Raw genomic sequence first — 11,068 nt, 5'->3', positions numbered from 1 at the left:
GAATGAATAGTGGTCAGGCCGCGACAGCGACCCGGGCCCGGCGGAACCGGCTGACGATGAGGCGTACCGTGCCGGGGTGCAAGCCCAGGGGTTCGGTCACCGAGTCGGCGCTCGATGACTTGAGCCGGTCCTGAAAAAGTCCGTCCGCCAACAGGTATGACGCTACAACCACCCGGCTAGCGCCACGGGCCCGCACCATGGCGACCGCTTCAGCGACCCGGGGCTCATCGGTGGCTGCGTAGGCCAGCTCGACTCGGCTGCCGATGGCCGCCGAGAGCAGGGTGGCCGTCACCCGCAGGTCCCGTTGTGCGTGGCGGTCGGAGGTACCCGCCGCGGCCAACACGACGGAATCGCCGGGCCGCCAATCCGATTGGATCAACCGATCGGTGACCACTTGCACGATCTGCGGGCACGGACCAAGCGCGGGTGTGACGATGACATCGGAATGCCCACTGGCGGCCACGTGTTGGGGGATGTCCTTGCGCACGTGATAGCCCGACGACAGGAACGCCGGCACCACGACGGCCGGCCCGTCCAGCGACATCAGCACCTCGGCGGGTGTCGGCCCGAGCACGTCGACAAATGCCACCCGCACCGGCTGGCCCAGCGATGTTCCGACGCGGTCGGCGAGTTCGCCGATCATCTGCACGCCGGCGGCTTTGCGGGTGCCATGCGCCACCAGTACGGGTTTCACAGTTCGTCCACCGCCAACCGGTAGCCGCGCTTGACGACGGTGGACACGATCTTCTTGTCGCCCAACGCGGTGCGCAGGCGCAGTACGGCGGTCTCCACGGCGTGGGTGTCGCTGCCGGATCCGGGGAGCGCGGTCAACAGATCCTGTCGCGACACCACGGTGCCCGGCCGCAGCGCCAGTGTCCGCATGGTGGCCATCGCCGCGGGGGCCAGCGATTTGACCATGCCGTCGACCAGCACGCAGGTGCCCCGGATCTCGACGAGGTGGCCGGCGGCGGTCAGCACTCGTGACTGCAGCACCGGCAGCTCGTCGGTGATGTGGCGGGCCAATGCTCCCAACCGCATTCGCTCCGGTGCCGAGGTCGGTACCCCCAGCCGTACCAGCGGGCGTGCCGTCACCGGTCCGACGCACATCGCGTGCACGTTTGTGCGCAGGGCGTCGATCACCTGATCCTCCAGGCCGAGTTGGCCGGCCCGCATCAAGGTGGCGGCGACCGCGGGTGCGGAGGTGAAGCTCACGGCGTCGAACTGTTGCTCGGCGATACCCGTCACCAGCTGATCGAATGCGCCGCCGGTGGGCACTGGCCGCCAGCGGTAGACGCGAATCGGGACGACGTGGGCGCCCGCGTTGCGTAGCTCGTCGAGGAATTCCGGGAACGGGTCCCAGTCGTCGGTGGCGCCGTGGAGTTGGACGGCGATCCGTTGCCCGCCGATGCTCTTCTCCAGCAGGTAGCGCAGCACCTCTCGGGAGCTTTCGGAGTCCGGCGACCATTCTTCGGGTAGTCCGGCGGCGCGCAGTGCGCCGGTGGCCTTCGGCCCGCGGGAAACGATGCGAGCCTCAGACAGCGCGGAGATCAAGTTGTTGGCCACACCCCAACCGTCGGCGGCGGCCACCCAGCCGCGGAAACCGATCCCGGTGGTGGCGACCACGATGTCCGGAGGCGTTGTGATGAGCTCGTCGGTGTAGCGGTGCAGTTCCTCGTCATCGGGCAGCGGCACCATCGCGATGGCAGCCGCGCTGGTGACCGTGGCGCCCCGGCGGCGCAGCAGGGTGCACAGTTCCTCGGACCGCCGCGCGGATGTCACCGCGACCCGGTAACCGGTGAGCGGTGCCCAATCGACCTCACTCATGCGACCTGTGTATTCAGCGATTGTTTCCACGACGTTACCGAGTGATTGCGGATGCATGTCGCACCTGTCGGTGGTCCCGTTCCGCAGGGCTGACGGGGAGCATGAGCTCACGGTAGGAACACATTGTTGCTCCTGCGCACCGGCCGATGACTCGGGCGTGAAATTGCCCTCACTCCCGGTGTCGACGTGCTGTGAGGTTCAGTCCACACGGGTGGCGTGCACCACCACAAACGGCAGATGGACCTGATGACCGTCGAGCCACGGCGTGATCGCCGCGAAGCGGTCGCGCATCCGGGCCAGGCGGTCGAGGTGCCCGGGCGGCAATTGGTCCAGCATTGTCGGCGGCAATTCTTCTGGTCCGGTGAACCCGGCTGGATCGCCCAGGTAGGTGGTCGGTCCGGTGAAGTCGACGTGCCAGCCGTGGCGGGTCAACACATCACGTAAGGCGGCCTCGCCCACCGCGTCCATCGGGGCGATGATGCCGTTGACGTTGTCATCGGAGAAGGTGTACAGGAACCAGCGGGCGCCGGCCCGGGTGGCGCGATGAATGCCCGCGGCGTACGCGTGGCGGCCGGCGTCGTCCAGACAGTGCAGCAGCGCGCTGTCGATGACGGTGTCGAAGCGCCCGTCATAGCCGGTGAGGTTCGTGGCGTCCGCGACGCCGAAAGTGACGGTGGCCCCGGCTGCCGCGGCTCGTTCCCGGGCCTGCTCGATCGCCGCGGGGGAACCGTCGAGCGCGGTCACCGAGTAGCCGCGGGACGCGAGGAAGATGGCGTTGTCGCCGAGCCCGCAGCCGATGTCGAGGACTTCGCCGCTGATGGCGCCGAGCGCTTCGAGTTCCATCAGCCGTGGCTGGGCCCGCCGGACATCCCAGGGAATCGCGGTGGGTGCGGGTGCGCCGTCGAACGCCGGCTCGCCGCGGTAGAGCTTGTCGAAAGTGTCTGCGCTGGGACGGAATTCCTCTTCTGCGCTCATGACGTCCAACCTACGCCTGTGCGGGGTAGCCGGCCGACGCCGATTACCAGACGTCTCCGTCGCGCCAGTCGCAGGTCAGCTCGGCCGAGGTGTCCAGGGTGCGGGCGACGGGCAACACGTAGACGGAGCCGTCGTCCTCGGGGGTGCGGGCCAACCCGTCCGGTGTCAGCACGCGGGTCGGGCCGCGCCAGGGCAGCCAGCCGCGTCGCTCGTAGAGAGGTTTGCCCAACTCGGATGCCGACAGGGCGCCGATCTGGTGGGCCCCGCGGATCACCTGCTCGACGGCATCCAGCAATGCGGTTGCCAAACCCTGACCGCGGTGATCCTCGCGGACCGCGACGGCCTCGACGTACCCGCAGCGCAATGCCTGGCCCTGATAGATCAGTTGACGCTGTACGACGGCGGCATGGGCGAGCAACGCACCGTGATGCTGGATCAGGGCGTGCATGCCGCCGAGCGCGTGTTCCCAGTCGACGTCGGTGAACTCGCCGTCGGGGAATGCGTCGATCACCATGGCGCGGGCACCGTCACGAGTCTCGGTGTCGAGGTCGGAGGTATGGACCAGGCGGGCGGTGTGAACCTGGGTGTGCACCACCCCGGTCTACCAGTTTCTCGACCGTCAGGCAGTGATACGGGGGCGCGACCAGTGCAGTCGGATGGGTTGGCCGGGCCGGATCTGGGCGACCTTGTCGATATCGGCGTCGATGACCACACCTGCCACCGGGTAGCCGCCGGTGACGGGATGGTCGGGGCCGAGGATGACGGGTAGTCCGCTCGGCGGCACCTGGATGGCTCCCCGGGTGGCGCCTTCAGATGGCAGCTGCCGGTCCGGCCAGCGGTGTCGCATCGGGGTGCCGTTGAGCCGCATCCCCACCCGATCGCTGTGTTCGGAGGCGATCCAGATGGTGTGGACCAGGGCATCGGCGTCGGCGAACCAGTCGTCGCGTGGCCCTGGTGTCACACGTAGCTCCAGCAGCTGCCCCGCGATGGGAGCCACCGGCGCCTGATCCAGTTCGGGGTAGGCGTCGGTGTGCTCGCCGACGGGCAGCCGGTCACCGGCGTGCAGCGGTTGCGGGCCGATGGCCGACATCACGTCATAGCTGCGGGAGCCCAGCACCGGGGTGACGTCGAGACCGCCACGCACCGCCAGGTAGCTGCGCATCCCAGCGACCGGAGCGTGCAGTTCGATCAGCTGGCCCTCGCGTACGTGCGCAATGCTGTTGGTGCCGAAGGGAACTCCGTCAGCCGTCGGTTCGGTGTCGGCGCCGGTGACCGCGATGTCGACGTCGCCGCCCCGGACCCGTGCCGCAAAGCCGCCGAAGGTGACTTCGACGGTGGCCCGGTCGTCGGGGTTGGCCAGCAGCCGATTGGCAAGGGTGTGGGCCCGGCGGTCGGCTGCACCCGAACGTCCGACACCCAGGTGGGCCATGCCGGCCCGGCCCAGGTCCTGGATCAGCGCAAGCGGTCCGGTGCGCAGCACCTCGAGGGTGGGGGTTGTCATCGCAGCGCTCCTCAGATGGCCCGGAATCGAACCCACATGCCGGGTGTCAGCAGTGCGGGTTGGGGTCGGTCGATATCCCACAACACGGCGGTGGTGTGGCCGATCAGTTGCCACCCGCCGGGGGATTCCCGCGGGTACACCCCGCTGAACTCGCCGGCCAGGCCGACGGCTCCGGCGGGAACCTTGGTGCGCGGCTCTGCGCGCCTCGGAACCTGCAGGCGTGGGTCGCCGCCGACCAGATAGGCGAAGCCGGGGGCGAAGCCACCGAATCCGACGCGCCAGAGTGTGCCGGTGTGTGCGGCGATCACTCCGGTGGCGTCGAGTCCGGTGAGCTTGCCCACCTCTGTGAGGTCGGCGCCGTCGTAGGTCACGTCGATCACGACGTCTGGCGTGGCGTCGCCGGGTGCGCTGACGTCCTGGCCCTTGATTGACAGGGTGCGCAATCGTTGCCGGGTCGGCGCTTGGAACGCCGGCCTGGCCAGGGTGATCAGTACCGTCCGCGATGCGGGCACGATGTCCAGGACGCCCGGTAGGTGGGCATCGGCCAACGTCGTGGTCCACGCCAGCACTTCTTCGGTGCCGGCGCACTCGATCAGCAGCGCCCGGTCTCCGTAGTCGCGAAGGGAGTGCTCACGGACGGTGGCGACTCGGGCATCCATGGTGGCGCTCATGACACGAAGTTACTCTCCGGTACAAAAGCGTGCCGCAAGCTTTAGAAGCTCGCCAGAGGTGCCTTAATGGATGCTCAGAGCTCGGTCTAAACCATCGGCTGGTAGCTGGGCTCACGTTGCTTGACGGCGGCGATGACGCGATAGGTGATGGGCAGCAGGGCAGCTTCCACGACACATTTGTAGATCCACCCCAGCGCTGCGTAGGTGGCGAATTCCGGCGCGTTGCCGAATCCGATGATCGGCGCGGCGACGGCGCAGAACACCAGGGTGTCGGCGAACTGACCGACGACGGTGGAGCCCAGCAGTCGCGCCCAGAGGTGATTTTCCTTGGTGCGCTGCTTGATTCGAACGACGAGGTACGCGTTGACCAGCTGCCCGATCAGGAAGCCGGCCAGTCCGGCGACGGCCAGCCCGGTGATCGAGCCGACCATGGTCTCCAGCGCGGCCTGGTTCTCGTAACCGTCGGCTTGGGGTAATTGGACGGTGGTCCAGAGTGCGGCCACGGCCAGGGCCTGCATGGTGAAGCCGATGAAGATCGCCCGGCGGGCTGCTTTGAGTCCGTAGACCTCTGACAGCACGTCGCCGATGACGTAGGTCAGCGGGAAGACGATGAAGCCGCCGTCGGTCAGCAACGGCCCGAACGCCACTCCTTTGGTGGCCGTGAAATTGGAGATCAGGACCAGGCCGGTGAACACGGCGACAAAGATCGGGTAATAGGAGGAGCCCACCGTCGCGTACCCGGTGGGCCGCCCAGAGTGGTCAATGCTGTTCAAGCTGTCGTTTTTCACCCGCACATCCAAACAGACGCAACTGGGATCTCGCGCCGCTCAGCGCTTGGCCAGGCGTTTGTTGATCGCTCGGGTCAGCCAGGCGGGGGAGAAGCGTGATCCGACTGCCATCACCCTGGTCTGGACCCCGACGGGAAAGTGAACCTGATGGAGTGCACGCCCCTGCCGCGATCCGCTCACCGCTGCGAAGATGGCGTCGGCGACGTCCTGCGCGGTGAGTTTGATGCCGAGTGTTTGGGTGGTTCCGGTGCTGACATCGTGGGTCATCGCGGTCTGTACGTACAACGGCCACATCGAGATCACCCGGATGTCGTGGGCGCTCCACTCGATGTCGAGAGCCTCGGTGAGGCCGCGAATGAAGAACTTGGTGGCGCTGTAGGTCGCCAGTTCGGCTTGGCCGTAGATGGCAGAGGCAGAGGCCAGGTTCACCACCGTCGCCCCTGCTGTGGCGCGCAGGTACGGAAACGCGGCGTGGAGGCCGATGACCACACCTTTGGTGTTGATGTCGATTTCCTTGAGCTGGGCATGAACGTCGAGCTCTTCGAATTGTCCGGCCAGCAGGATCCCGGCGTTGTTGATCAGGACATCGAGTCGACCGCCGGCAGCTTCGGCGAACTCCCTTACCCGCAAGGCCATTTCATCGGTGTTTGTGACGTCGAGGTGGCCGGTGTGGACGGTTCCGTGGCCGGCCTGGATTTCCTCGGCCAGGCTCGCAAGTCCGGTCTCGTCGATATCGTAGGCGCCGACGGTGTACCCCCGGGCGGCGAACAACAGTGCTGTCGCGCGGCCGATGCCGGCAGCTGCGCCGGTGATGAAGACAGCTCTCGAGTGCGCCATCAATCCATTCTGCAGCCCCCGGTGGCCGGATCACGCCTCCGATGGGGGTGGCTGTCGCTACCACTGCTGCGGCAGCCCGCCGCTATGAGGCTGTCGAGGTTGGCGTCGACGGTTTCCTGTGCTGGTTTTCGATTTCTTTTCGGTGCGCATGTCCAGCTTTTCGGGCGATATCATCTGGCCCCGCGATGATTGCCAATCCGTGAAAGTAGGAATCTGTGGTGCGGACCGGGATCGTTTCGAATCGCTTCGTGATCAGGAGCCGGGGAATGCTTTGTTGCAGTGGGCGTCTATGTCGGTCGACGTGGGCGTAGATCTGCATTTTTGCAGTTGGAGGCGGTTCTTGCTGGTGCTTGGTCGGATTTGTGGTCCGGTGGGGACTCCGGCCCGACATTGGTCATTGTAGAATTTCGCAGGTCGAACCAGATAGGCCCGAATATGCTTATTATCCTCGAATTCAACCCGCTCATTGAATGCAATCCGGGCACTCTATCAACTGGGGTCTATTTCTTCGATTGTGTGTGCGTAAATTGCGGCACGGATTATCGTCAGCTGACGCGGACAGTTGTTCGCCCAACTGAGCGGCGTGCGACTGGTTGGGGTCTGGCATCGCGAGGAGGCGGTCCCGACCGGCACATGCGGAGAGGAAGTATGTGCCGTGCAGATCATGACAATCTCACGTGTAGCCGTGACGGTCATTCCGGCGGTTGCCTTCAGTCTTGTCGTCGCCGCAACGCCGGCCTCGGCTGACTGCACCTATTCGTCAGGGGTGACGCTGTGTTCACAGGGCGACGTTCGGGGCGGAAGCTCGCAGCCTCCGAACAACTACGGTCCTTATTCGCCGTACCCCTGCGAGCTGAACTATCTGTGTGACGATGACTACGGGTTCGGTGTCGCGCTGGACTTCGATCGCCCTGATCGTCCGAACCGTCCCGATCGTCCGGATCGTCCCAATCGTCCCAACCGGCCCGGACGGAATTGAACTGGCACCAATAATCCTGTTGCAGAACACAATCGAGAGGAATGGACATGTCACAGTGGACTGGCGGGCGTCGTGTGCTCGCTGTCATGGTTGGTGCCGGGGCGATGTTGCTCGGCTCTGCGGCGATCGCCGCGGCGGAGCCTGTTCCGCCGCCGCCGCCGCCTGTGCCGGCGCCGGAGCTGCCACCGCCACCTCCGCCGCCCAACTGCACGGCCGCGGACTTGGCCGGCGTCTCGACCGGCGTCACGGCCGCTACGTCGGCGTATCTGTTCACCCACCCGGATGTGAACAATTTCTTCACCGGATTGAAGGGGCTTCCGCGTGACGAGATGAAGGTCCGGGTGCAGGAGTACGTGGATGGCAACCCGCAGGTCAAAGCCGAGCTGCAGGGCATTCGCCAGCCCATGGTGGATTTCCGCAATCGTTGCGGCTAGTGGGAAGGAACTGCGATGTACATCGGGAAGCTGTCGTTGGTCGCCGCGCTGATATTGCCGGTGTCAGCTCTCGGGGTGGTCGGCGCGAGTCCGGCCGGGGCCATGTGTACCTCCGCCGCGGATATGACGGTCTGTTCTGAGTCGGGTTTGGGGCCAGAGGCAATCACCCCGATGCCCGTCTATCCGTATCCGTGTGAGTACGACTGGTATTGCTCGGACGGTGGGATGTCCTTGATGTTCGACCCGACCTTGCGCGTCGGTGAGCCAGGTTCCGGAGGGCTGAATGCCAGCCGCGATCGGCCGGGCGGCTCCTACCTCGACTGAGCGGCGGTCGGTTTCAACGCATCGGTAGGGCAGTCTCCAGGAACGTCAGTCCCCGTGTCAGCGGGCCAACGGGAACCGGCGTTCCATCGGAGGTTGCCATGTGTATCCCGACGATGGTCCCGGCGATCATGCGGCGTTCGAAATCGTCGCCGGGTTCGGCCAGCCGGACCTTCAAGGCATCGGCGATCAGATCGATACAGCGCATGTACTCGGCGTAGAGCAGTCCGCGCGCTTCGGGGATGGAGTGCATGAGGCGCGTAGCAGTGAAATTGGCTTCCCGATCAGATGTGGACATCTCGGTGAACGTCTGTTGGACGGCGAATCGATAGGCCGGGATCGGCCCCAGATCGGCGGGCGCGGCGATGAACGTATCGATGGTCTGTTCGATCAGCTCGGCGCTCAGCAGAACCGATTCCTTGGACGGGAAGTACCGGAAGAAAGTGCTGGTCGACAGGTCTGCGGCGTCGGCGATCTGCTCCACTGTCGTGTTGGCGTAGCCCTGTGCCTGGATGAGTCGGAGAGCCTCCCGACGAATCGCTTGACGTGTCTTGATCTTCTTTCTTTCGCGAAGGCCGAGGGCAGGATCCATCCAGCCATTGTGCCGGTCCGGGTAAGTCGCGTTATGGCGACGCCCGTTGCCTGAGGGCTTCGGTGTTGTCGGGGGCGCCCCCGGTCGGCCCGGCTGTGATGCTGCTGGGTGCTGTCACGGCCAGGCCAACAGGGCACCCAAGGAGATCATGGTGATGGCGATGACGCCGTCCAGGATTCTCCAGTTCGTCGGGGTGGCGAAGAACCCGGCAAGGCGGCGTGCCCCGTATCCGAGCGTGGTGAACCAGACGGCGCTGGCGGTTACTGCCCCGACGCCGAACAGCCACCGGTTGTCGGCGTGATCGTTGGCCAGGGCGCCGATCAGGATGACTGTGTCGAGATAGACGTGTGGGTTGAGAAACGTCAATGCCAGGCACGTGGCCAGGACACCAGCCAACCGGGCCGGCGCCGAATCGGCCGGGGTGAGGGCGCTGGGGTTCACCGCCCGACGTGCCGCCAGCAGGCCGTAGCTGACGAGAAACGCCGCCCCGCCCAGCGTCGCCACGGTGACGACGCCCGGGTAGGTGGAGACCGCGGCTCCGAAGCCGGCGATGCCGGCGGAGATCAGTGCCATGTCGGAGACGGTGCACAGCGCGACCACGGCCCAGACATGTTCGCCCCGGATGCCCTGGCGCAACACGAATGCGTTCTGCGCACCGATCGCCGCGATCAGGGCCATGGTGGTCAGGAAGCCGGTGCCTACGACAAGCGCGCTGGTACTCACCCGGGCAACGCTAAGGAGTCAGTGCGGGCCAGTACAGCTAATGATCCTTCGGGTGCATTAGGAATGCTTAAGTAGGCGGCGGTCTGCGGTTGTCGATGACGTCGAACGGCTTACCTCCGAGGCAGGCAAACGCTGGGGTGTGCCGGCCGCGGCCCAAAGGTCCACGTGCCGGCTGAAAAGCCTTCCCACTCTTGCGTTTCCCACGCCGCGCGCCGGCGTGCGATCCTGCCGGTCTGACGCTGAACTGGTCCTCGGGATCGACTGCTAGTGGTCCGTCTCATTTTTAGCTGACTACTTGTTGGAGTTTTGTGCGTGCGCGTTGAACTTTGGCGAGGATGGATTCGGCTGTGGCCGTCCAGACGTAGGGCTTGGGATCGGCGTTGTGGGCGTTGAGGTATGCCTCGATGCTGGCGATCAGATCGGGCACGCTGGCGAAGATTCCGCGGCGCAGATTTTTTTCCGTCAAGTCTCGGAACCAGCGTTCGACCTGGTTGAGCCACGACGACGAGGTTGGCGTGAAGTGCAGATGAAAGCGCTTGTGCCGCAGCAGCCATCGCGCGACGTCAGCGTGCTTGTGGGTACTGTAGTTGTCCAAGATCAGATGGACCTGTAGCCCCTTGGGTACCTCGCGGTCGATGGTGTTGAGGAACTTGATGAACTCCTCATGGCGATGCCGGGGCAAGCATTGGCCGATCACCGTGCCGGTGAGGACGTCCAGGGCGGCGAACAGCGTCGTGGTGCCGTTGCGTTTGTAGTCATGAGTCATCGTGCCCGCCCGGCCGGCCACCATCGGTAACGACGCCTGGGTGCGATCCAAGGCCTGGATCTGGGATTTCTCGTCCATACACAAGACGATCGCCTTCTCCGGCGGATTGAAGTACAGACCCACGACGTCGATGAGTTTGTCGTCGAACGCCGGATCGGTCGAGACCTTGAACGTCTCGACTCGATGCGGTTTCAGCCCCAGGTCCGACCAAATCCTTTGCACCGTAGCCGAACTAACACCCACCTTGGCGGCCATCGTGCGACATGACCAATGCGTGGCGCCGGGCGGCGTCGTGGTCGTGGTCAATCGCACAATCTCGGCGACCGTCTCCTCGGGGATCGACGGTTTGCGACCCCGGCCTTCACGGATCTTCTCCAGACCGGCCAGTCCATCTTCGGTGAAACGCTGACGCCAAGCCCGCACCGTCACCGGCGTCACCCCGACGTCCTCGGCAATCCGGGTATTTGCCAGACCATCGGCAGCCATTAACAACACTCTCGCGCGGAGCACCTGCTGATGCGGCGCCGTCCGCGACCGCTCCAGCGTCTCCAAAGTCTCACGCTCGGCCGCCGTCATCGACAGGGCCGCTGCTGGTGATGCGCTCACCCACGAAGAATACCGAACATGCAGTTAGCTATTTGCGTGACACACCACTAG

At 65.3% G+C, this 11,068-nt stretch carries 13 protein-coding genes; 2 read left to right on the top strand and 11 right to left on the bottom strand.

The genetic code is table 11. From position 1 onward, the window contains the following. Positions 1 to 13: 13 nt before the first annotated feature. From WBB07_RS03050 to WBB07_RS03015, 8 genes are all read right to left on the bottom strand, one after another. On the bottom strand, positions 14 to 694 hold the full coding sequence (locus tag WBB07_RS03050; RefSeq protein ID WP_526304628.1) for a sirohydrochlorin chelatase: 681 nt from the start codon (positions 692 to 694) through the stop codon (positions 14 to 16). After that, entirely contained in the window at positions 691 to 1,824 is a 1,134-nt protein-coding gene (locus tag WBB07_RS03045; RefSeq protein WP_526304626.1) for a uroporphyrinogen-III synthase, read from the bottom strand. Before WBB07_RS03045 ends, WBB07_RS03050 begins: the two co-directional genes overlap by 4 nt. 198 nt (positions 1,825 to 2,022) lie before the next feature. Further along, positions 2,023 to 2,799 carry a class I SAM-dependent methyltransferase gene (locus tag WBB07_RS03040; protein ID WP_526304624.1) on the bottom strand — a complete coding sequence of 259 codons (777 nt, stop codon included), beginning with the start codon at positions 2,797 to 2,799 and terminating at the stop codon, positions 2,023 to 2,025. A gap of 43 nt (positions 2,800 to 2,842) precedes the next feature. Beyond that, positions 2,843 to 3,391, bottom strand: coding sequence for a GNAT family N-acetyltransferase (locus WBB07_RS03035; RefSeq protein ID WP_526304622.1), 549 nt, complete (start codon positions 3,389 to 3,391; stop codon positions 2,843 to 2,845). A gap of 27 nt (positions 3,392 to 3,418) precedes the next feature. Next, the gene (locus WBB07_RS03030) at positions 3,419 to 4,300 is read right to left on the bottom strand and encodes a 5-oxoprolinase/urea amidolyase family protein (RefSeq protein ID WP_526304620.1); all 882 of its coding nucleotides are present in this window, start codon (positions 4,298 to 4,300) and stop codon (positions 3,419 to 3,421) included. A gap of 11 nt (positions 4,301 to 4,311) precedes the next feature. Next, positions 4,312 to 4,971: a 5-oxoprolinase subunit B family protein gene (locus WBB07_RS03025; protein WP_526304618.1), complete on the bottom strand. Its 660-nt coding sequence runs from the start codon at positions 4,969 to 4,971 to the stop codon at positions 4,312 to 4,314. A gap of 86 nt (positions 4,972 to 5,057) precedes the next feature. Further along, positions 5,058 to 5,759, bottom strand: coding sequence for a queuosine precursor transporter (locus tag WBB07_RS03020; RefSeq protein WP_526304616.1), 702 nt, complete (start codon positions 5,757 to 5,759; stop codon positions 5,058 to 5,060). A 39-nt stretch (positions 5,760 to 5,798) separates the two neighbouring features. Next, entirely contained in the window at positions 5,799 to 6,596 is a 798-nt protein-coding gene (locus tag WBB07_RS03015) for an SDR family oxidoreductase (RefSeq protein ID WP_526304614.1), read from the bottom strand. Positions 6,597 to 7,622: 1,026 nt separating this feature from the next. On the opposite strand from WBB07_RS03015, the gene WBB07_RS03010 reads away from it, so the two are divergent. After that, a complete protein-coding gene (locus WBB07_RS03010) occupies positions 7,623 to 8,009 on the top strand; it encodes a hemophore-related protein (protein WP_526304612.1) in 387 nt (128 codons plus the stop codon). Between the two features lie 15 nt (positions 8,010 to 8,024). Next, the gene (locus WBB07_RS03005; protein WP_526304610.1) at positions 8,025 to 8,333 is read left to right on the top strand and encodes a hypothetical protein; all 309 of its coding nucleotides are present in this window, start codon (positions 8,025 to 8,027) and stop codon (positions 8,331 to 8,333) included. Between the two features lie 13 nt (positions 8,334 to 8,346). On the opposite strand, the gene WBB07_RS03000 is transcribed toward WBB07_RS03005, so the two are convergent. From WBB07_RS03000 to WBB07_RS02990, 3 genes are all read right to left on the bottom strand, one after another. After that, the gene (locus tag WBB07_RS03000) at positions 8,347 to 8,922 is read right to left on the bottom strand and encodes a TetR/AcrR family transcriptional regulator (protein WP_526304608.1); all 576 of its coding nucleotides are present in this window, start codon (positions 8,920 to 8,922) and stop codon (positions 8,347 to 8,349) included. 114 nt (positions 8,923 to 9,036) lie between these two features. Continuing rightward, on the bottom strand, positions 9,037 to 9,600 hold the full coding sequence (locus tag WBB07_RS02995) for a LysE/ArgO family amino acid transporter (RefSeq protein ID WP_526304632.1): 564 nt from the start codon (positions 9,598 to 9,600) through the stop codon (positions 9,037 to 9,039). Positions 9,601 to 9,928: 328 nt separating this feature from the next. Further along, positions 9,929 to 10,987: an IS630 family transposase gene (locus tag WBB07_RS02990; protein WP_526304630.1), complete on the bottom strand. Its 1,059-nt coding sequence runs from the start codon at positions 10,985 to 10,987 to the stop codon at positions 9,929 to 9,931. Positions 10,988 to 11,068 lie beyond the last annotated feature (81 nt).

The sequence above is a fragment of the Mycobacterium sp. genome, from assembly GCF_049647605.1.
Taxonomy (GTDB): Bacteria; Actinomycetota; Actinomycetes; order Mycobacteriales; family Mycobacteriaceae; genus Mycobacterium.
This window is presented reverse-complemented; position numbering and strand designations above follow the sequence as displayed.